Annotated in this window: 20 protein-coding genes; 10 read left to right on the forward strand and 10 right to left on the reverse strand. The window is 48.6% G+C overall.

From position 1 onward, the window contains the following. Nucleotides 1-35: 35 nt before the first annotated feature. The 4 genes from B7991_RS00590 (at nt 36) to B7991_RS00605 (ending at nt 5619) form a co-directional block, all read left to right on the forward strand. Complete coding sequence (locus B7991_RS00590; protein ID WP_088629129.1) at nt 36-824, forward strand: outer membrane lipoprotein-sorting protein; 789 nt, start codon at nt 36-38, stop codon at nt 822-824. Between the two features lie 20 nt (nt 825-844). Next, nucleotides 845-3244, forward strand: a complete 2400-nt coding sequence (locus B7991_RS00595) for an RND family transporter (protein ID WP_088629130.1) — start codon at nt 845-847, stop codon at nt 3242-3244. After that, nucleotides 3241-4629, forward strand: coding sequence for a DUF1302 family protein (locus B7991_RS00600; protein ID WP_088629131.1), 1389 nt, complete (start codon nt 3241-3243; stop codon nt 4627-4629). Before B7991_RS00595 ends, B7991_RS00600 begins: the two co-directional genes overlap by 4 nt. 141 nt (nt 4630-4770) lie before the next feature. Continuing rightward, nucleotides 4771-5619 carry a hypothetical protein gene (locus tag B7991_RS00605; protein ID WP_088629132.1) on the forward strand — a complete coding sequence of 283 codons (849 nt, stop codon included), beginning with the start codon at nt 4771-4773 and terminating at the stop codon, nt 5617-5619. Between the two features lie 3 nt (nt 5620-5622). Here B7991_RS00605 and B7991_RS00610 read toward each other — a convergent pair whose 3' ends face one another. After that, nucleotides 5623-6057, reverse strand: a complete 435-nt coding sequence (locus tag B7991_RS00610; RefSeq protein ID WP_088629133.1) for a dUTP diphosphatase — start codon at nt 6055-6057, stop codon at nt 5623-5625. 132 nt (nt 6058-6189) lie between these two features. Between B7991_RS00610 and B7991_RS00615 the strand changes: the two genes are divergently transcribed. The 3 genes from B7991_RS00615 to B7991_RS00625 all read left to right on the forward strand — a co-directional run bounded on the left by B7991_RS00615 (nt 6190) and on the right by B7991_RS00625 (nt 8279). Continuing rightward, nucleotides 6190-6297 carry a zinc ribbon domain-containing protein gene (locus B7991_RS00615; protein WP_235002952.1) on the forward strand — a complete coding sequence of 36 codons (108 nt, stop codon included), beginning with the start codon at nt 6190-6192 and terminating at the stop codon, nt 6295-6297. 363 nt (nt 6298-6660) lie between these two features. Continuing rightward, nucleotides 6661-7749 (forward strand): hypothetical protein, encoded by a 1089-nt coding sequence (locus B7991_RS00620; protein ID WP_088629134.1) that lies wholly within the window; start codon nt 6661-6663, stop codon nt 7747-7749. 98 nt (nt 7750-7847) lie between these two features. Next, entirely contained in the window at nt 7848-8279 is a 432-nt protein-coding gene (locus tag B7991_RS00625) for an FdtA/QdtA family cupin domain-containing protein (RefSeq protein ID WP_088629135.1), read from the forward strand. A 57-nt stretch (nt 8280-8336) separates the two neighbouring features. On the opposite strand, the gene B7991_RS00630 is transcribed toward B7991_RS00625, so the two are convergent. From B7991_RS00630 to B7991_RS00660, 7 genes are read right to left on the reverse strand one after another with little or no spacing between them, the layout of a single operon-like run. Beyond that, a complete protein-coding gene (locus tag B7991_RS00630; protein ID WP_088629136.1) occupies nt 8337-9128 on the reverse strand; it encodes an RNA methyltransferase in 792 nt (263 codons plus the stop codon). Nucleotides 9129-9131: 3 nt separating this feature from the next. Further along, on the reverse strand, nt 9132-9992 hold the full coding sequence (locus tag B7991_RS00635; RefSeq protein WP_088629137.1) for a sugar phosphate nucleotidyltransferase: 861 nt from the start codon (nt 9990-9992) through the stop codon (nt 9132-9134). A gap of 13 nt (nt 9993-10005) precedes the next feature. Then, the gene (gene fabZ, locus B7991_RS00640) at nt 10006-10443 is read right to left on the reverse strand and encodes a 3-hydroxyacyl-ACP dehydratase FabZ (RefSeq protein WP_014545193.1); all 438 of its coding nucleotides are present in this window, start codon (nt 10441-10443) and stop codon (nt 10006-10008) included. Next, nucleotides 10430-11362: a UDP-3-O-acyl-N-acetylglucosamine deacetylase gene (locus tag B7991_RS00645; RefSeq protein ID WP_088629138.1), complete on the reverse strand. Its 933-nt coding sequence runs from the start codon at nt 11360-11362 to the stop codon at nt 10430-10432. The genes fabZ and B7991_RS00645 overlap by 14 nt, the downstream gene beginning before the upstream one ends. Nucleotides 11363-11385: 23 nt before the next feature. Then, complete coding sequence (locus tag B7991_RS00650) at nt 11386-12408, reverse strand: UDP-3-O-(3-hydroxymyristoyl)glucosamine N-acyltransferase (RefSeq protein ID WP_254917786.1); 1023 nt, start codon at nt 12406-12408, stop codon at nt 11386-11388. Continuing rightward, nucleotides 12405-13370 carry a diacylglycerol kinase family protein gene (locus B7991_RS00655; RefSeq protein WP_088629140.1) on the reverse strand — a complete coding sequence of 322 codons (966 nt, stop codon included), beginning with the start codon at nt 13368-13370 and terminating at the stop codon, nt 12405-12407. The genes B7991_RS00650 and B7991_RS00655 overlap by 4 nt, the downstream gene beginning before the upstream one ends. Continuing rightward, nucleotides 13363-13878, reverse strand: a complete 516-nt coding sequence (locus tag B7991_RS00660; protein WP_088629141.1) for a gamma carbonic anhydrase family protein — start codon at nt 13876-13878, stop codon at nt 13363-13365. The genes B7991_RS00655 and B7991_RS00660 overlap by 8 nt, the downstream gene beginning before the upstream one ends. A 113-nt stretch (nt 13879-13991) precedes the next feature. Between B7991_RS00660 and B7991_RS00665 the strand changes: the two genes are divergently transcribed. After that, nucleotides 13992-15443 (forward strand): aldehyde dehydrogenase family protein, encoded by a 1452-nt coding sequence (locus B7991_RS00665; RefSeq protein WP_088629142.1) that lies wholly within the window; start codon nt 13992-13994, stop codon nt 15441-15443. A gap of 10 nt (nt 15444-15453) precedes the next feature. Beyond that, the gene (locus tag B7991_RS00670) at nt 15454-16674 is read left to right on the forward strand and encodes an iron-containing alcohol dehydrogenase (protein ID WP_088629143.1); all 1221 of its coding nucleotides are present in this window, start codon (nt 15454-15456) and stop codon (nt 16672-16674) included. A 77-nt stretch (nt 16675-16751) separates the two neighbouring features. Here the strand turns inward: B7991_RS00670 and B7991_RS00675 are convergent, their stop codons facing one another. Further along, a complete protein-coding gene (locus tag B7991_RS00675) occupies nt 16752-17183 on the reverse strand; it encodes a thioesterase family protein (RefSeq protein ID WP_015732505.1) in 432 nt (143 codons plus the stop codon). A gap of 262 nt (nt 17184-17445) precedes the next feature. Between B7991_RS00675 and glgB the strand changes: the two genes are divergently transcribed. Continuing rightward, nucleotides 17446-19662 (forward strand): 1,4-alpha-glucan branching protein GlgB, encoded by a 2217-nt coding sequence (gene glgB, locus B7991_RS00680; RefSeq protein ID WP_088629144.1) that lies wholly within the window; start codon nt 17446-17448, stop codon nt 19660-19662. A gap of 30 nt (nt 19663-19692) precedes the next feature. On the opposite strand, the gene B7991_RS00685 is transcribed toward glgB, so the two are convergent. After that, entirely contained in the window at nt 19693-20286 is a 594-nt protein-coding gene (locus B7991_RS00685; protein ID WP_088629145.1) for an outer membrane beta-barrel protein, read from the reverse strand. Between the last annotated feature and the right edge of the window lie 26 nt (nt 20287-20312).

Below are 20312 nucleotides of genomic sequence, written 5' to 3' on the forward strand. Positions count from 1 at the left end.
ATAAACCGCCTTTAAATTTTTTGAAGGAGAAAAATATGAAAAATCATTTTTTGAGCGCTCTTAGCGCTGGTTTTCTGCTTTTCACAACATGTTTCGCACAGTCTGCAAATGAAATTGCCAAAAAAGTCCACGACTTACCTTCCGGGAAAACATCTTCCGGACTTGTATCTGTAACTTTGATTGATAAAAACGGCAAGACACGTAACCGCGAATTGGTTTCTTACACCATGAAGGACGGCACAACCGACAAGACTGTTCTAATGTTTAAAACACCGCGCGACGTGGCTGGCATCAGCTACCTCACCTATGACTACCCCGACAAAGCCGACGGCTCCACCGTCGACAGCGACAGCTGGATTTATATCCCAGCCATGAAAAAGGTACGCCGCGTTTCTGGCTCCAACAAGGACGACGATTTCCAAGGAACCGACTTCACGTACGACGATCTCGGCACCCGCAGCCTCTCCAAGGACAACTTCGCCCTCCTTGGCGAAGAAAAAGTAAACGGCACCGACTGCTGGATTTTGGAAGCCAAGGCAAAAGACTCAAAGGCAAAAGTGAGCCGCCGCGTCACTTGGGTGAACAAGAAGACCTTCGTCGTCCAGAAAGGCGAATACTACGACAAGCAGAACCGCCTGCAAAAAACGCTTACCGCAGACGATATCAAACAGGTGAACGGCTACTGGACCACGCTCAAGCAGACAATGACTAACGTCCAGACCAACCACAAGACCATCTACGAAGTCAAGAACCTCAAATACGATGAAAAGGTCAACGAGAGCTACTTCACAGTAAGCGCTCTTGAACGTGAACAGATTAAGTAGATAGAAAAGGACGGCAAAATATGAAAGTCGAAAAATTCAACAAATTTTTCGGCAAGGTCGGACAGGCGCAAATTCGCAACCGCTGGAAGATTCTTGCCGGATTGCTTATTGTCACGGTCATTTGCTGTTTAGGCTTGAGCAATTTTTCGCTAGCGCTTGGCGAAGAAGGCTGGTTCGGCAACTCAGATGAAATCACCATCAACACAAAAAAATACGAAGAAACCTTCGGAAACCTGAACGGGATTGGCGTCCTTGTCGTAAAGCAAGGCGAAGGCGATGTCTTTAGCGAAGACATGCTGAAGGTCATCGAAAAAATCGGCAACCGCATGCATAATGAAATTCCGTTTGCAGACCGATTGACCTCCATCGTCGAAGTCGATATTCCAGTCGGCAATGACGAAGGATTTTCGATTGTAAAGCCCTATGAAAACGGTATTCCTTCGGATTCCGAAGGGCTTGCAAAAGCACGTGATCTCGTGATGCGCGGGAGCGAAAAGACAAATGCGCTCATCAATTCGCTTGTCAGCGATGATGGCAAAGAAACGTGGATTTCCCTTTCACTCCATCCATTCACAGGAAAAGAGCTCGAAGAAAAGTACGGTGGGGACAACACCGAAGTTTCAACAGACATCGGCTACAAGCTGATGAACATCATCGAAAGCGAAGAATTCCAGAACAAAGGATTCAAGCTTTACGGTGGTGGTATGCCATACGACAGCGCTAACGAAGACCGTTACGAAGTTCCCGAATACGGTGTAAGAGTCCTCTGCAGCATTGTCGTGATGCTCTTGTTCTTAGCGATTTGCCTGCGCAACGTCTTTGGCGTGATTGTTCCAGCAGTGGCAACAATCAGCGCTATCGCCACGGTTTTTGGAGCGATGTCGTTCTTTGGTGAAAAAGCCGACTCCGCTCTTGTGACTTTACCGGTTGTCCTTGGCATGGCACTTGCAGTCGGCTATTCCGTACACTACATCAAGATGTTCAAGTTGCATTTTAGACGCACGGGCAAGCGCAAGGAATCTGCCATCAAGTGCATCGAGGAATGCGGCTGGCCAGTACTGTTCACAGTTCTTACGACCATGGCTTCGTTTATCAGTTTCCTGTTCGTGAACATGAAACCCCTAGAATGGATGGGTAAAACATCCGCTTTTATCGTGCTCGCGATTTACATCTACGTTACCGTGCTCATCCCGATTCTGCTCTCGTTCGGCAAGGACCGCGCACCCAGAGCTACTCAAGTGAACGGAGCTACAAAACTGGATCTCTCTTTTTCGAGATGGTCTAAGTTTGTCCACGACAGAAAGAAATCGTTCATTGTCATTAGCGCATTGGTTATCGCCGCATTCATTCCGGGGATGTTCAAAATCACGGCACAGCTCGATTACCTGACCATCACGGGCGACAAGATGCCATACATTCAAGAAGTCAAAAAAATGTTGGCGCAAAAGCTCGGCAACCAGTACAGTTACACGGTCATGATTTCTTACGATGAAGAAGGTGCATTCAAGAAGCCCGAAAACATGAAAGCGCTTGTGCAGCTTGAAGATTATCTCGGCACGCTCTCGCTCACCAAATGGTCTGGCGGGAAGGCCCGCATAACCTCGGCAACAAGCATCCTGAAAGAAATGAACCGCGCCCTCAATGAGGGCAAGGATTCGATGTACATCGTCCCTGAAGACGAATACGTACTTGCACAGCTGATGGAACTTTCTTCTATCGAAATGCATAACGACTTCAGCGATGTCATGGATGACGATTTCAAGACAACCGTGGTCAGCGTGGACATGACGCAGTTCGCCACAGAAGAAGCTCTTGCCAATATGGAAGCGTTGAAGGCAAAACTCACCGAGCTTTTCCCTGGCGCCAAATGCACCTTGCTTGGCGACATGATTCGCTATTCCGAAATGAGCAACCGCATTATCTTTGGCGGCCTGAAATCCTTCGGATTCTCACTTGTCATCATCGCCATTATGCTCGTTTTCGCATTCTCTAGCCTTAAGCTTGGTCTTATCGGCATGATTCCGAACGTGGCTCCGGTCATTCTTGTGGGCGGCGTCATGGGCTATTTCAATTACGCCCTTGACTTCAGCACCATCACCGTGATGCCCATGGTTTTAGGCATTGCCGTTGACGACACCATCCATTTGACGACGCACCTGAAAATGAAGCATGAACAAATGGGTTCTAGCGAAAAGGCCATGGAAGCGACCTTCCGCGAAATTGGCGCTACGATGTTCCTGACGACCGTTATTCTGTGTTCCATGTTCAGCGTTTATCTGTTCAGCCCCATGCATTTCTTGGCGGTTCTTGGTGTACTCATTATCGTCGGTCTTTCAAGCGCATTGATTGCCGACTACACGATTACCCCCGCCCTTTTACATGTGGCAAAACCCTTTGGCAAAGAAAAGGAGGAAGTATGAATAGGCATTCCTTTTTCAAAGCAATCCCAGCCATAGCATTCGCAACAATGGCTCACGTTTCGGTCCCAACGCTTCACGCACAAGAAATCGCATTTAGCGGAAGCCTCACAACCCAAGCGGGCATAGGCCTCCCCAACGCCCACAAGCAGAAAGGCGATTTTTTGCTCGGCCAGACAATTTTCGATGGCTCCGTCAAGGCATTCTACGACGAAGCCATGATTTATGTAAACGGCCAATTAATCCACGATGCCGTTGGGAGCCAGTCTTCTAATGGAATGTCTGGATTCGCTGACGAAGACGGATCTTTCGCATTAAAGCTGAGAGAAGCCTATATCGACTGGAAAAGCGGAATATTCGCACTCCGTATCGGTCGCCAGATAGTCTCATGGGGAAAAGCCGACGACATCCAAATTACCGATGTCGTGAGTCCCTTTGATGAATCAAGAGTAGTCGCAAGCGATTATAACGAATCCAAACTCGGAATCGATGCAGTACGTTTGTCTCTCTTGACAGACAAAGCCCAAGTCGATGCATACTACATTCCGTTCTTTACGCCGAGCATTCTTCCGCTCTCAGCCGGGAACCCACTCCGTGCCCGCATGTTCCCAGACCAAATGGACGGAATTCAAATTTTTTGCCCATATTTCTATGACGATTTTGAGCTTCCCCACAAAGACATTTACAATAGCGAATACGCCATTCGTGCAAGTTTCTACACATCTGTAGCAGACCTGTCTTTGTACGGATTCTATGGCTGGGATGACACGCCATTTATTAAATACTCGCCCTACTTTTACGTGTACCCGGAATCCCCAGAGGATGTCGGCATGATTGATGTTACAGGCAAATACAAACGCATGGCCATGATTGGTGCCGATGCAGCAATCCCTGCAGGCGATTTTGTATTCCGTCTAGAAACGGCGTTTTTTCTAATGCGGCATATTCAGACAACCGCAGATTACCAAATTGAGCAATTCTTTTACGAAGAGAACGTTACATCAAGCAAGAAAAGGCACCAGCTTGTAAGCCTTGTCGGTTTCGATTGGACATTGAGCGACGGCTGGATGATTACCGCACAATACATTTCAGATGTTGTTTTCAAGTACAGAAAATACTTGGACCGCAAGCAGTACGAACACCAAGCAACCCTCAGCATAGAAAAGACTCTCCTAAACGAGACTCTCACCATTTCTGCTTCTGGGGCACTTGATTTATGCAACTACTCTACAGCAAGCGAACTCGAATTCGACTACAAACTAACAGACGCCATTACCCTCAGCCTTATCGGCGATTTATATTTGGAAGGCCCAGACGGCAAGGATGGAATGTACGGCCAATACCGCGATTTCAGCAGTGTTACGTTCAAGGGTAAAGTTTCGTTCTAATTTCATGTGGGATGTTTTATGAATAGGTTTATTTTAGTTTTACTATTAATAGTTTGTTCTGCGCTTTTTGCCGAAGAGCCTACTCCACAAAAAAAATCCCCTCTGGAGTTTACACTCACAACATCGGCAGCGTATTACCCAATGGTCGACCATAAAACAGGTTCCTCGCACTTTTCAGGGATTAGCGGTGCTTACGATGGTGTCGAAGCTGTTACTGAATTTGACGCCACCTACACCATGCCATTTTTGAACGGTTCAGACGAACTTACCGTGGACAACCATTTGGCATTCAAGCTCGGGCTAGAACTATCTCCTGTCACCATTGCGCCTGTAGCCTCCGTGACATTTTCACCGATAGCGTTCCTCGAATTTGCTATCGGCGGAACCATTGGCACAGGCTGGCCACTCACCGACGACATACAAGGTCTTGCCAAGCTTGATGAATCTAAGCCAAAGTATAAAAACCTGACGCCATTTGCAAACTGGTACTTTTACACATGGGCAAGCGGCTATTTCATGTTTGACTTGGCTGCAATATGGGAAGGCGATTGGCATCATGTCGTCACGACCGCTACATACAAAGCAGGCTACCAAAAAATGACGGGCACCAAATCAACCGTCTGGGGTTGGCGAAATTCCTACGGTTTTGCAAACGGATGGGTGTACGAACAGGAATATTTCCTGGGATACCAAATGCCACTCAAGGTCTCTATGGCTGGCATTGGAGCAACTCTTTGGGGAAATTACCAGAGCAGCGATTACGGCAAATTCTCGGGCAATTACGATGGCGACTTTATGACCATCGACATCTGGCCTATGGTAGAAATCAAGATTAGCAAGAAAGACCTGCTATACGTGCTTACCGACTTCAGAGCTCGCCGCAGTTTCCGTGAAAAATACGATGATGATGCGCACGAGCCGTTCATGACAAAAACAGGCCGCGAATGGTTATTCTATTCCATTGCAGCCCAGTGGAAACATACGTTCTAAAAATTAAATTCCGGTAGAGCCAAAGCCACCGCGGTCAGCGCCATCAAGCGCGCCATCCACAAACGTGAGCGTCGGCTGAATTTCCATGATGCGGAACTGCGCAATGCGGCTCCCTTTTTCAATGGTAACATCGCGGGTGGCATAAACAGGCATTTTCCACCAGTCATTTGCTCCACAGTAACTAGAATCGACCACGCCCACAGAATTCGCCTGCAAAATGCCGAAATTTTTGAACGTAGAACTGCGTGGAGCGATATGCGCCTCGTAGCCTTCAGGCAATTTCATGGCAACACCCAAATGAATCAGGCGAAATTCACCAGCCTTGAGCACTACCGTCTCAGCAGCAGCAAGGTCAATCCAGTCGGACTTGCCGCCAACGTAAGTGAGTTTCGGGATGGAATCGTCTAGGTACTGAATTTTAATGGTCTTTGTGGTCATGATGCAAATATAACATTCCCAATTGCCTACCGCACTACATTTTACAGAAAGCAACAGCCTGTTTCTTGATTTTGCATTAGAGCGTTGATATATTTGACTCTGTAATCGAACAAAGGAGTTTCCATCAACACGTTGCTCGACTTTTTGCTCACGCACATGCCGAATCCCGACAACACGCCCGATGCAGAACGCCGCAAGACCTTCGATTCGTACCTCTCGCAGTTAAAGCATTGGAGATAAGCAGGCTCACCGCCAAAGGTACATCTTTGCAAGATGCAAAATGTACATCATGCGGGCGGGGCCCCAGCTCGGAGTTGACGCCTACGGCGTCAGCGGCTTCACTCGGTTATGCCGGTCTGCAAGCAGCCCGTCGCAACACTCGTTTTGCGCGCTACTGCGAAGAAAATACCTTGGCCGACGCAACCACTATCACAACGAACTTTCTCTACACCATTATTTCAAAACCAACAATCTCGCTTATTCTCATAAAAATTGCAATAATAATTTTTATGCAATTTCATTTCAAAAAGGTTTTGTTATATTAAGGGCATGGAATGGAAAACAACTCAGCCCGTATAAAGCATTTTAAAAGGAACTTTTCCAATGAAAAAACATCTATTGGCTTTAATCGCCTCATCTACAGTATTTTTTGCTTGCGGGGACAACTCCAGCACAGGTCCATCAGACGATGAGGAAATAAACTTTTTCCAAGCATTTCCCGATCAAAAAACATTTGTCACAATCACAACCCATGCTCAGAACACGTGTGTGGTAGATACAACCAATAAAACAGCCGAATGGCAAAAAATAACAAGTTGGCCAGATACAAATGCTTATGCCTACGAATTACACAACGACACTCTAGTACTTTATCCAATTCTCACAAAGTATTTTAATTTTAAAAACGGCACATATACCTCTAGTTTTGCTGACAAAGAATGTGAAGGTCAAATGTATATTGGGCAAAAAACAGGTTCCTTATATGGGGAATGGAAAGCAATTCCCGGTTGTTACGACGCCACAAGAGGAGCTCTTATAGATGACGACGATTTAGAATTTGACTGGCCTGAAATTTATTTATCTATAACAAAAAGTAGTTTCGTTACCGACACGACGTATTCTATAGCGACGTTCAAAAAACTTGCGATAACCGATGATTATTCTGAATCTCTTTTTAGATTTTATTTGTATGATTTTCTAACAAAACATCAAAGAGATCCGTTTTACCCACGAAGTCTTTTATATTCATACGATTGGTCTGACGAAACTATTCGTTATGGGGGTTCCGGAAGTATTGACCCATACAACTATGGTGTAACCATAGAGAACCAAACAAAGAATTCAGAAACCTTTACCATCGGAGATAGAACATACAAAGTCAACGTAACGCAAAGAAAAGTCGAAGGAAACATTCGACAACATGGAAATGGAGGCTACGCTTTTGAAAAAGAAAAAGGTGCTTTGAGCGTAGTTTCTGAAGGCATCACCTGCTCTTTAACTTATGAGTATAAAAGCAACATATCCAAAGATTTGTGCATAGACGAAAATATCAACAATTTTGAAATAGGACGCGGATACACCATTCAAGGGGACAGGATTCTTTATGTAGAAGGCTACGAAACAGGCAACGTCAAAGCATTTGAAGAATGCCTTAACAACATAAAACCGCAAATTTTAGATGATGAGGAATAATCTACAATTTAACAGAATTCAGCAAAAAGAACTCTCATTACGCCACTAATTTTCAAGCAAGCCATCTCATTTTGAGATGGTTTTGTTATATTAAGGGCATGGAATGGAACGAAGAACAGCTTAAAGAACCGCGTTTAATTGATATCCCTATCGCTCACGACCAGCGAGGCAACTTGAGCGTTGTCGAAGGCGGCGAACTCATCCCGTTTGATATCAAGCGCGTGTACTACCTGTACGACGTCCCGGGCGGAACAACCCGCGGGGGCCATGCCCATCGCAAGCTCCGTCAGTTGATCATTGCTGCTAGCGGCAGCTTCGACGTGATTCTGGACGATGGCAAGACGCGTTCCAAATATTCCCTGAACCGTTCCTATCACGGTCTTTACATCCCGACAATGCACTGGCGCGAAATCGAGAATTTTTCCTCGGGCGCTGTCTGCATGGTGCTCGCCTCCGAGCATTACGATGAATCCGATTACATTTACGAGTATGAAGATTTCAAACGCGAAAGTTTAGAGCATAAAGACTAAAAACCATCCCGGAACAATTCCAAGATGGCAAAAGATTCTCTAAAAAATTCAGAACACTTATTCCGATTTTTCAGACGCTTTTTGAGCGGCTTCTTGTGCTGCTTTTTTTGCTTCTTTTTCAGCGGCGTGCTCTAAGCGAGCGGGCTTGCCAGCCAAATTGCGGAGCAAACCGAACAAAGCTGAGAGTTCGTTACGTGTCGGGTGCAAGCGCTGCAAGAGCGTGTTAAGGAAGCTATCGCGCCATGCCTGATCGTGATACTGGCCCGTGAGATAGCGGTCGAGGAACTTCTTGAAGCCGTCAATCTGCTGAATGGTTGCAGGACCCGTTTCGGCAACGCCTCGCGTTGTGCGCTTCGCGCGGCCCTCGCCGTTGGCGAGTGCCCCGGAACGGCAAAGTTCGTACAAGCTAATCGAGACCGCTTGTCCAAGATTCAAACTCATGAGTCCCGGCACCGGAATTTCGCACTGGTACGTGCAAGCGTTCACTTCTTCAAGCGCAAGCCCGCAAGATTCACGACCGAACACGAGAGCAATCGTTCCGTCTTCGGGAAGCATGTCAGACAAGTTCTGCACCATCGTATGCTTGATAGAACTTGCAAAAATACGGCGGCTGTAAGCGACAGCGCAAGAGCAATCGCCAATGGCATCTTCAAACTTGTGGACTACTTTTGCGTTATCCAGAATATCATGGCTATTGGCGGCCGTATGGTAAGATTTGTCCAAGACTTTGTCGCGCTTCGGATAGACAATATAAAGTTCCGGCAATGCATAGCAATGCATGGCTCGTGCGACAAAACCCACATTGTGCGGGTGTTCCGGTTCAACAAGTACTACTCTAAACTTTCTCATATTTTAAACTTTCCAAACAAAACCGCGACCACGGATCTCGTTTTCGATGGTCTCGCCAGGTTGAATTTCGGCACCTTTAAAAATCACGGAATGCGCAATTTTCACACCGTCAGGAATGACAACGCCGGGTTCCACAACCGCTTCATTCTTGTCGCGACCACATTCCGCCAAACGCGCTTCCACAGCAGCCATGAGACCTTCAGGCGAACCCATATCAATCCACGTGGCATGCAACTGCGACATATCGACAAACGGCGCACGGCCAGCCGCAATTTCCTGTTTCCAGAATTCACGAATATCGAACTCACCGTCGCGGATTCTCGCAAGCGCTTCATCGCTGTACCACGAAATTCCAGAGAACGTCGCAGACACGCCTTCCGTAGCACCGAAACGACCGACAACGCCTGCAAGACGGCCATCCGCCCCCACGCGGAACGTGTTTACCTTCGGGAAATTGACCGCCAGGAGTGCAACATCACAGCGGTTTCGTGCATTCCGCACAAACGCACCCAAGTCAAAATTGCAGTACGCGTCGCCATTCATAATCAAGAGACCACCGCGATACCCGGCCGCATAAATCCGGCGCAATGGGCCTGCAGTCCCGAGGATTTCAGGCGTTTCGACCCAGACTTTTTCAAAGCCAAGGCGTTCGCCTTCACTTACAATCTGGTCAGCCAGGTAATGCGCATTCGCATGCAAGCGGACATCGCCAAGCGACTTCGCCCGCTCCATCTGGATTTCGAGAATGCTCTTGTCATAAACGCGAACCAACGGCTTCGGGATTTCCGACGTCAAAGGTCTTAGCCTTGTGCCAAGCCCCGCCGCTAGAATCAACACGTTCAATTTATCGTCAGCTCGCGTCATAACACAGCCTTAATTAGACCATTGCAGCGCTAAAGGAGGCGTTGCAGATAAGCGTTTCGCCCTGCCAGATTTCGCCCGTGTACTTGTAAATGCCATGGCGAGCCATCACGAGCGTAGCCTTGAGCGTCAAGTCCTGCGGCGGAATCACCGGAGCGCGGAAACGGCAGTTTTCGACACCCATGAATGCCGGGCGCTTGCCTTCGACATCGGCCTTCTTGGCAATCATCGTCAAGAGCGTTGCAGCCTGAGCCATGGATTCGATCTGAATCACGCCCGGGAGCACCGGATTGTTCGGGAAATGACCGTCAAAGAACTTTTCCTTGCCCGTCACGTGCCAAACAGCAACGATAGACGGCTGGTCACCTTCGGTGATTTCCTGAATTTCGTCCACGAAAGCAAACGGAGCCTTCTGAGGGAGGAGGGCATGTACTTGTTCTTCATTGTAAAGCATAGGGCAACACCTTTTCTAAGATTGTTCTGTGGCTCAAGTGACCACCGTTGATGATTTCCAGACGAACTTTCGGGAGTGCAGGCTTTGCAAAACAAAGGTCTCCCAACAGGTCGAGGATTTTATGACGAGCGGGTTCATCGGCAACTCTAAACACGGGGGCTACATCCTCCGGAGAATTGTCAAGCAAGAGCCCACAGGATTCATCCACCCCGCCAAGCAAACCTGCCTTGCGGGCTTCGTCAAATTCGTTTTTTAAAATGAAAGTTCTCGCGGCAAAGACGTTATACAAGTCTTCTGCCGAGTAAATAGAAACATTCGCCGCCGACTTAAAGACGCGACCGTTTTCGTTTCGTTCCAGGATGTATTCCACCTCAAACGCTTCGCTCGGCGTGATTTTCACGGAACCGTAAGGCTTTTGAGCTTGAGCATCATCAGCGACATCCGTGCGGAACAAATTCCACGAAGCATGCACGGGAACATCGTAAAAAGCGAGTTCTTCGGGCGCACCCACATTTCTGCGAAATTCGCTAAAGAACGGAAGCGCACTGCCGTCCATCAGCGGAACTTCAGCAACACAACCCTTGTCACTTTCTTCGTTGCAGGCGACATCGACCACAAAGCGGCGAGACGGCCACATCAAGAATACTGGTGCAAGGTGTTCCGGGGACGCAAGCGTCAATGCATGAGCGCCTTCGCCCGATTCATAAATTGCAGTACGAGCCACACTGAACTTCAAATCCGTGAAGCACTTTGCGCAATCGGTACTGTAAAAAGAACGACCGCCCACGCGCCATTCGACGCGAGGCTCCAGTTGCGGATTGTACTCCTGGACTTCAATTTTTACGTTCGCTTTGCCATAAGACAAAGACGCAGAACTAAATTCCCACTCACGCGGGCTTTTACGAGAATCTTTTTTCATTTAGATAACGGGAATTTATAAAATTATTTCTTACCCATCATTCGGAGTTTCACGACGGAGCGGCGCCAAACGTCAATTTCTTCGGCCGGGTAGCCCGCGTAAACCTTGCCCGCCTTGAGGCTCTTGGTCACGCCCGCCTTGGCTGCGACTTTCACACCCTTACCAATCGTCAAATGCCCCGCCGACTGCACGCCACCAGCGAATTCCACGTCATCTTCCATAATCACGGAGCCCGCCACGCCAGACTGCGACGCCATCATGATGTTGTTTCCAAGACGGCAGTTATGCGCCACTTGCACGAACGTATCGAAATGGCAATCATCGCCAATCACCGTCGGAGAGACAAAGCCCGCAGCAACCACGTCATTTGCGCTAAAGCTACAGCGGTTCCCGATACGGACACCCGCCAAATGCGGCACCATACGGCGCTTGCCTTCGTACTCGTAAAACCCAAAACCGCGAGGACCCACGACAACGCCCGCCTGAAACACGCAATCTTCGCCAATCGTCACACGCGGGTAAACAGTTACATTCGCTTCAAGAATCGTGCCTGCGCCAATCGTAGCGCCCTTCATCACTACGCAATTCGGGCCGATGACAGCATTCTCGCCCACCACGCCCTCGACAACCGCCGAAGCATGAACTTGTGCAGATGCTGCTATTTTCGTTTCTTCAAAAACTTCACGACGTTCCACAAATTCCTTCATGAACGCCACCATCGCATGGTACGGACTTTCAACCGGGCATACAAAATGCACATTCGGCAAAAGTTCCGAATGACCATCCACGCAATATTTTTCGTACAAACTCGGTACAAAGAGGAGCCCCGCCGTAACGCCCGCAAAAGCACTTGCGCTCACGCCACCGGCATTCCCTGCAAGCCCCGTTTCTGTTTTGGCATCGCCAGTCCAGAACGAGACATCGTGCATTCCCGCCTGATCCAGCGAAGAAAATCCAGTCAGTTCAAAATTTAAAACGCCCTCGTTCGAAGGCATTTTAAGATTCATTGTTTCAAGAATTTCAGATAAAGAAACCGAAAACATCATTCCTCTAACGTGAGCATGCGCACCTGGCTTGCAAAAGCGATGGTAACATGTTCGCCCACTTTACCACTCAAGTCTTCACCATCCAGCTGGATGTATTCGTCATCTGCAAGATCAAGTTGCAGAGAACGCACCTTATGCGACTTGAGCAAATACTTTTTCATGATATAGCCAACGACCGGAATGTTTCCAACCGCAATCGCAAGCAAGAAATTCAGCATATTCGGCACGCAGACCACTTCCAAATAGCCATCAGCCATGTTGGATTTAAAGAACGGGTTGGCGCCACTGGCAAAGCTCGGGATATTCCCAACAATGACGGTCTTGTGGCCCGTCAAATCAACACATTCCTCATGATCTGAATTTTGCACTTTCATAGAAATCCGACCACGCTTCAAGTAATACGCCCTATCGGCAAAGAATCGCTTAACGTAATGCAATTTATTTGCAACTACGGAATTCGAAGAAATAACGCCTGTTGCACGGTCCTGGTTAAAATCGTGCGCAATACGCGCATCAATACCTGCCGAGAAATAGTTTGCAAGCGCATACTTGCCGTTCACGGTCCAAATATCAAACGGCCTAGACTTCGCCATGAGGAGCCTACGCACCAGATATAGAAGTCCCTTATCCACAAACGGCTTGTAAAGTCCAAGCACGCGGGCCAGGTCGTTGCCAGTACCAAGCGGGATAAGTCCGATCTGAACCTTGTCCGCAAACCTGGACTCAAGCATAATCGAAAGCACCGACGATACCGTTCCATCGCCGCCAACTGCCACAAGCGTTTCTGTCGAGGAAAGCGCCGTCAGGATTTGTTCATCCATTCCTTCCTTGCGCGTAAATTCAGACTTCCACTCGTCTGATTTAAAATCCATCGACTCCATAATTTCAGGAAGAAACTTATGGATGACCTTACCTTGTCCACCTCCACTCACCGGATTTATTAGGAAAAAGAACTTATACATCTTTTAGAAGTTCATCCTTTGCGTCCAAGTAGTGTTCTACGCCAATCTTTACGTTTTTAATTTCGTCTGCAGTCAGTGTTCTAGCGATGTGCGCCGGAGATCCCACGATCAAAGAATTTTCGGGGAAATTTTTTCCAGCCGTCACAAGAGCGCCTGCACCGACAATGCAATTTTTCATGATAAGGGCTCCATCCATGATAATTGCACCCATGCCCACAAGAACATTGTCTTCAATCGTACAGCCATGAAGCACAGCACCGTGACCAACAGTCACCTCGTCTCCAATGTTTACGCCAACACCCGTCGAAACATGAACACTCACATTATCCTGGATATTGGTACGCTTGCCAATCTTGATTTCTGCCAAATCGGCACGCAACACGGCATTGTAAAACACAGACGAATCATCGCCGATGCTCACATCGCCCACAAGGCATGCACCTTCGGCGATAAATACGCGCTGCCCCACCTGCGGGGCTTTGCCTTTATACTTAATTATGGAACCCATAGTTTCAATTTACAAAAATACATGAATAGATGAAACAGAATATTTTTTAAAAATGCTTTGTTTTTCAATACCAAAAACGCCGTTTTTGCTCAATTTGTTCTATCTTATTGTGTATGAACGAAATACATGGGATCGATATCAAAAATATTTTTGAGGCTCAAGGGGAAAATCGCTGGAAAATAGCCCAGACGAGCGCCAAGGAGCGTATCCAGAAGCTGAAAAAGCTTCGTGAAGCCGTCGTGAAGCACCAAGAAGAGTTTTACGAAGCGGTTTGGCAGGACTTCCACAAGCCCCGTTTCGAAGCTTGGCTCAGTGAAATTTTCCCAACCATCGAAGAAATCGACCACACCATCAGCCACCTAAAAAAGTGGATGAAGGACAAAAGCGCAAGTCGCGTGTTCTTTTTGCCCACGTCCAAGAGCCGCCTCCACTACGAGCCCAAAGGCCGCGTGCTTATTTTTTCGCCGTGGAACTATCCGTTCTTGCTACTCGTGAACCCGATTATTTCGGCAATTGCGGCAGGCAACGTGATTATGGCGAAGCCTTCACACAAGACGCCGCACGTAAGCGAAGTTCTCGTGAAAATGTTTAATGGACTTTTCCCTGAAAATGAAATTGCACTGATCGAAGGCGAAGGAGCTGAAATTGGAGACAAGTTACTAGAGCTTACGTTCGACCATGTATTCTTTACAGGGAGTCCGAAGGTCGGCGCACACATTGCAGAAATGGCAGCCAAGCACCACGCGAGCATCACGCTTGAACTTGGCGGAAAGTCGCCCACGATTCTACTCCCCGGCGTTAACGTCAAGAAGCATATCAAACAAATAGCCTGGGGCAAGACGCTAAATGGTGGGCAGACCTGCATTGCACCTGATTACGCCCTTTGCCCTGAAGACAAAGTTCAGGAATTTGCAGCAGCATTTGCCGAAGATATCAAGCGCAGATTCGGCGATACCGAAGCCAAGCGCCATGAATGCAAAGACTTTGTACACATCGTCGACAAACGCGCCACAGAGCGCCATGCCGCACTCATCAAGGATGCAATTGCCAAAGGCGCTAAGCAAGTCATCGGCGGAGTGAGCGATATCGAAAATTGCTACACGCCAGTTACAGTGCTTACCAACGTCACGCCCGACATGGAAATCATGAAGTCCGAAATTTTCGGACCGATTATGCCGATTATCGCCTACAAGACTCTCGACGAAGCAATCGCATTTGTACAAAGCCGCCCAAAACCGCTTGCGCTGTACATTTTCGGTACAAACAAACGCGATATCAATTACGTTCTGAGCCATACCACATCGGGTTCCACTTGCGTGAACAACACCATTATCCAAATCGAGAATCTTGATGTTCCCTTTGGCGGTGTGGGCATGAGCGGTACCGGCAATTACCACGGATTTTTCGGATTCAAGACGTTTAGCCACGAGCGCAATATCATGGAACAGAAAGGGTTCGATGCAGTGACATTTTTCCACCCGCCTTATGGAATTGTTCCGGGCAGTTTGCGTTCCAAAATTCAAAACTTTGCAGAAAAAGCATTACGCTTTTTAAAGTCGATGTAGGAGGTCACTTATGGCATCTTTCCTTTACAGATTCGCCTGCCGCGCTTTCCAAAAAGCGTTCTTTGTCGGCGTTCACTTTATGCCATGGCGCGAGCCGCAGCTCATTCACGGCGCAGGGAGCTTAAAAGAACTCCCTAAGCACCTCAAGGCAAACGACATCGAAAAAGTTTTGCTCGTTACAGACGAATTCCTGGCCAAGACTGAGCATTTCCAAAACATCAAGAAGTACTTGGATGAAGCAGGAATCCATTACGCTATTTACGACAAGACCATCCCCAACCCGTCCATAGACAACATCAACGAAGCGGCTCGCATTTATCGCAAGAACAAATGCAAGGGGCTCGTTGCCTTTGGTGGAGGTTCTGCAATCGACTGTGCAAAAGGCGTAGGCATCCGCATAGCAAGGCGCTGGACGCCAATTACTTTTATGCGAGGGACGCTCCGCGTTCTTCGCAAGATTCCGTATCTCGTGGCCATCCCGACGACAGCGGGGACAGGGAGCGAAGCGACTGTGGCCGCCGTGATTTCTAATCCGCAGACACATGAGAAGTATCCGATTAACGATTTTGTCTTGATTCCAAGCCTTGCGATTCTCGATGCCAACATCACGCTCGACTTGCCTCCGAATCTTACAGCGACAACGGGCATGGATGCGCTCACGCATGCAATTGAAGCTTACATTGGCTACAGCAATTTCAATGGCAGTGCCGAAGCCGCAATTCTCGCCGGTCGACTGATTATCGAAAACATTCAAGACGCTTATCGCGATGGGCACAACATCAAAGCAAGAGAAAACCTGCAAAAAGCAGCATATCTCGCAGGATTTGCCTTTACGCGCGCCTATGTCGGTTATGTGCACGCCATTGCCCATAGCTTAGGCGGCACGTACCACACGCCACACGGACTTGCAAACGCCGTAATTCTACCGCATGTTCTGGAATTTTACGGAGAATCCTGCGAAGCCCGCCTTGGATTCTTTGCAAAAGCCATCGGCGCCGTCCCGGCAGAGCTCGACAACCATGAAGCTTCCAAGGTTTTCATTATGCAAATCCGCGAGCTGAACCGCTCTATGGACATTCCTGAGCACTTGGAATTTATCCAAACCGAGGACATTCCAAGACTCGCGAAGTCGGCAAGCAAGGAAGCGAACCCGCTTTACCCTGTGCCGAAAATATTAAATGCGAAAGAGCTCGAAACGCTCTATAAGATTGTCAAAGGAACAAAAATGTAATCCAAGATGGCGATGCCAGCTCGGTGGCCGGCATGACAAAATGGAAGCCAAGCCCCAAGAGGCAGGCATGACATTCCTTACTTTACTTGAAAGCGGTCTTTAATTTCTTGAGGGATGGCAAACGGCCTTCCCTTTTTCATATCCATCAAAACCCACTGCGTTTCGGATTCAAACACGACCTTGCCATCGGAAACGCGTTCAAAGCGGCACTTGCGTACGCTCGCGACCTTGCTGTAGCCAGCGACCCAAGTCGTACCACGGATTTCATCGCCCAAGAACGCCTGGTTCTTGTATTCCACAAACTGCGTATGGATCATCCAGCCGCAACCGAACTGGTACATAACATCGGTCGCACCAACGGAATCCGAATGAGCAATCGAAATATCCTGGACCCACTGCACCGCCCAAACATTGTTCATGTGCTTGTTTTCATCAATCATCTCGGGCGTCACCTTAAAAAGCTTTTCAAACTTCATCGGATTTGCATTTTCTTCCATCACTACAGCCATTATAAGCCTCCATTGTAAATAAATGTAACAAAATAATTCAAGACGAAAGAACGCTTGCAAAGCAAGCTACAGACGAGAGACGAAAGATGTTGCATTCTCAAGCGTATCCATTGCATTCGCCTCTCTCGTCACTCGTCTACCAGCAAAGCGGTCTCTCGTCTAATTAATTATCAAAATATTACGGTTTTTATTGCAATTATTCGCATAACATTCCCATTTTATGTTATTTTTCTTTGCGTTAAAACATTAAGTGAGAAAATCTATGGAATGGAACGATTTCACGAGCCTGACCGCAGAAAACATGCAGGCAATTTGGGACTTCAAGACTAAAGACCCATTTTCAATTTTAGGTATCCACCCGCTCGAAACCGATCGCGGGATCAAGACCGTCATCCGCACCTACCAGCCGCAGGCCAGCTTTGTCCGCGGTGAATCGTGCGACGGCACTGAAGAATTTGATTTTGTGAAGCTTGGCGACACAGGATTTTTCGAAGCCATCCTCGACTTGGAATACAAGCCGTTCTTCTACAAGCTCATCATCAAGCAGGGCGACGGCATCGAATACACGCTCGTCGATCCGTATGCTTTCTTGCCGGTCCTCAGCGACTTTGACCGCCACCTGATTGCAACAGGCACGCACTACGAACTTTACCGCAAGCTCGGCGCCAACCTCATCGAACACCAGGGTTTCAAAGGCGTACACTTCGCCGTCTGGGCTCCGAACGCACACGCCGTTTCTGTAGTCGGCAACTTCAACAGCTGGGACGGTCGCCGTCACCAGATGCGCATGCTCGGTGCAAGTGGCATTTGGGAAATCTTCATTCCGAATCTTGGTGAAAACGAACTTTACCGTTTTGAAATTCACGGTGCCGACGGGAACCTCCATGTGAAGGTAGACCCGCTTGCAAAGCTCGCCGAAGTCCGCCCGGCAACCGCATCCATCACGACCCACCTCGACGGTTACGAATGGGGCGACGATCTTTACATGAAGACGCACTGGGCCACAAAGGTCTTTGGCGCTCCGATGAACATTTACGAAGTCCACGCCGGTTCCTGGCGTCGCGACCCGGCTAATCCGGACCGTTTCCTCAACTGGGACGAACTCTCCGAACGCCTCATCCCGTACCTCAAGGAAATGGGATACACGCACGTGGAATTCTTGCCGCTCGCCGAACACCCGCTCGATGAATCCTGGGGCTACCAGGTTACCGGTTACTACTCCCCCACGAGCCGCTACGGCACACCGGACCAGTTCCGCCACTTTGTGGACCTTTGCCACCAGAACGAAATCGGCGTGATTTTGGACTGGGTTCCGGCCCACTTTCCGAAGGATGCACACGCACTCGGACGTTTCGACGGCACAGCCTGCTACGAGCACGCCGACCCGCGACAGGGCGAACACCCGCACTGGGGCACATACATCTTTAACCTTGGCCGTAACGAAGTCAAGAACTTCCTCATTGCAAACGCGATGTACTGGCTCAAGGAATTCCACTGCGACGGTCTCCGCGTCGACGCTGTAGCCTCCATGCTTTACCTCGACTACGGTAAGGGTCCGGGCGAATGGGTGCCAAACAAGGACGGCGGCAACATCAACTACGATACGCTCGAATTCCTCAAGCACTTGAACAGCATCATGGGCCGCCTGACCCCGCATGCCATCCTCATCGCCGAAGAATCGACAAGCTTCCCGAGCATCACTCGCCCGCCAGAGCAGGGCGGTCTCGGCTTCCACTACAAGTGGAACATGGGCTGGATGAACGACTTCCTCTCCTACATCCAGCACGAACCGATCCACCGCAAGTACCACCACAACCAGCTTACATTCAGCATGGTCTATGCTTATTCTGAAAACTTCATACAAGTTTTCAGCCATGACGAAGTGGTACACGGCAAGGGCTCCATGCTCGGCAAGATGCCTGGCGACAACTGGCAGAAGTTTGCAAACCTCCGCCTCACCTACGCTTTCCAGTACGCACACCCGGGCAAAAAGCTCAACTTCATGGGCAACGAATTCGGTCAGTTCCGCGAATGGAACGAAAAGCGTTCACTCGACTGGCACTTGGTCAGCTGGGATAGCCACGGCAAGCTCCTCGAAATGATGAAGGTCTTGAACCACATCTATAAGGAAAATTCTCCGCTGTGGGAAATCGACCATTACTACACCGGCTTTGAATGGATCTGGTGCGACGATGCCGACAATTCCATCGTAAGCTTTGTCCGTAAAGATGACCACGGCAACATGATTCTCTGCGTGTTCAACTTCACGCCAGTTGTCCGTAACGATTACCGCCTGGGCGCTCCTGCTCGCGGTGCTTGGAAAGAAATTTTCAACACCGATGCAGCCATGTTCGGCGGCTCTAACGTGGGCAATCTCGGTGAAGTCTGGACGCAAGACATTCCGTGGCAGAATCGCCAGTGCAGCTTGAACATCAAGCTTCCGCCTCTTGCAGCAGTTTACTTCAAGCTCGAGAGATAGATTACACGCCGGCTGTAAAGCCGGCATTTTTTAATTGAGCGTCACCGAAAGCAGGAGCATTATGGAAGACGAGCGGAACACGCCATCGTCATCGGACCAATACTCCGCAGAATTGAACTCGACAGATGCGCCCACGGCAAAGTGTTCACTTACCCACCAGTCCTTGCCCACTCCGACGTCAAAACTGAACGCCTTGAGCCCCGTATTGCCATTATACCTGCGGCAATCCAAATCGTAACCGGTCACGCCAAGCGAGCCACTGAAAAAGACGTTATTCCATTCAGGCACATAATATGTAGCGCCACCACCCAAGTACACAGAACTCAGAATATTGAATTCATGGTCCGTATATCTGGAAACGCCATACCAAGCCTCACGAAAGTTGGAATACATCACATATCCCAAATTCACATGCAGCGCCAAGTCTTGCATCACATAATAGCCCAGTTTTCCATGGAGCTTTGCGCCAAAACCATTCGCTATTATAGATTTTTCACCATCAGCGTTTTCAAATGAAGCGTAGCCAATTCCAGCAGATGCATTTGCAAAAATACCGTCATGCGTAAACGGCGCAGCAAAAGCGACGGTCGACACAAGCAGCAACAAAGAGAGGATACGTTTCATAATCTAATTCTAGTGACTAAATTAGA

The sequence above is a fragment of the Fibrobacter sp. UWB3 genome (genome assembly GCF_002210405.1).
Lineage (GTDB): Bacteria > Fibrobacterota > Fibrobacteria > Fibrobacterales > Fibrobacteraceae > Fibrobacter.

What these genes read in the sequence shown, in the direction of transcription:
- B7991_RS00590 (WP_088629129.1), top strand. Translation starts at nt 36, where the DNA reads ATGAAAAATCATTTTTTGAGCGCTCTTAGCGCTGGTTTTCTGCTTTTC.
- B7991_RS00595 (WP_088629130.1), top strand. Translation starts at nt 845, where the DNA reads ATGAAAGTCGAAAAATTCAACAAATTTTTCGGCAAGGTCGGACAGGCG.
- B7991_RS00600 (WP_088629131.1), top strand. Translation starts at nt 3,241, where the DNA reads ATGAATAGGCATTCCTTTTTCAAAGCAATCCCAGCCATAGCATTCGCA.
- B7991_RS00605 (WP_088629132.1), top strand. Translation starts at nt 4,771, where the DNA reads ATGGTCGACCATAAAACAGGTTCCTCGCACTTTTCAGGGATTAGCGGT.
- B7991_RS00610 (WP_088629133.1), bottom strand. Translation starts at nt 6,057, where the DNA reads ATGACCACAAAGACCATTAAAATTCAGTACCTAGACGATTCCATCCCG.
- B7991_RS00620 (WP_088629134.1), top strand. Translation starts at nt 6,661, where the DNA reads ATGAAAAAACATCTATTGGCTTTAATCGCCTCATCTACAGTATTTTTT.
- B7991_RS00625 (WP_088629135.1), top strand. Translation starts at nt 7,848, where the DNA reads ATGGAATGGAACGAAGAACAGCTTAAAGAACCGCGTTTAATTGATATC.
- B7991_RS00630 (WP_088629136.1), bottom strand. Translation starts at nt 9,128, where the DNA reads ATGAGAAAGTTTAGAGTAGTACTTGTTGAACCGGAACACCCGCACAAT.
- B7991_RS00635 (WP_088629137.1), bottom strand. Translation starts at nt 9,992, where the DNA reads ATGACGCGAGCTGACGATAAATTGAACGTGTTGATTCTAGCGGCGGGG.
- fabZ (WP_014545193.1), bottom strand. Translation starts at nt 10,443, where the DNA reads ATGCTTTACAATGAAGAACAAGTACATGCCCTCCTCCCTCAGAAGGCT.
- B7991_RS00645 (WP_088629138.1), bottom strand. Translation starts at nt 11,362, where the DNA reads ATGAAAAAAGATTCTCGTAAAAGCCCGCGTGAGTGGGAATTTAGTTCT.
- B7991_RS00650 (WP_254917786.1), bottom strand. Translation starts at nt 12,408, where the DNA reads ATGATGTTTTCGGTTTCTTTATCTGAAATTCTTGAAACAATGAATCTT.
- B7991_RS00655 (WP_088629140.1), bottom strand. Translation starts at nt 13,370, where the DNA reads ATGTATAAGTTCTTTTTCCTAATAAATCCGGTGAGTGGAGGTGGACAA.
- B7991_RS00660 (WP_088629141.1), bottom strand. Translation starts at nt 13,878, where the DNA reads ATGGGTTCCATAATTAAGTATAAAGGCAAAGCCCCGCAGGTGGGGCAG.
- B7991_RS00665 (WP_088629142.1), top strand. Translation starts at nt 13,992, where the DNA reads ATGAACGAAATACATGGGATCGATATCAAAAATATTTTTGAGGCTCAA.
- B7991_RS00670 (WP_088629143.1), top strand. Translation starts at nt 15,454, where the DNA reads ATGGCATCTTTCCTTTACAGATTCGCCTGCCGCGCTTTCCAAAAAGCG.
- B7991_RS00675 (WP_015732505.1), bottom strand. Translation starts at nt 17,183, where the DNA reads ATGGCTGTAGTGATGGAAGAAAATGCAAATCCGATGAAGTTTGAAAAG.
- glgB (WP_088629144.1), top strand. Translation starts at nt 17,446, where the DNA reads ATGGAATGGAACGATTTCACGAGCCTGACCGCAGAAAACATGCAGGCA.
- B7991_RS00685 (WP_088629145.1), bottom strand. Translation starts at nt 20,286, where the DNA reads ATGAAACGTATCCTCTCTTTGTTGCTGCTTGTGTCGACCGTCGCTTTT.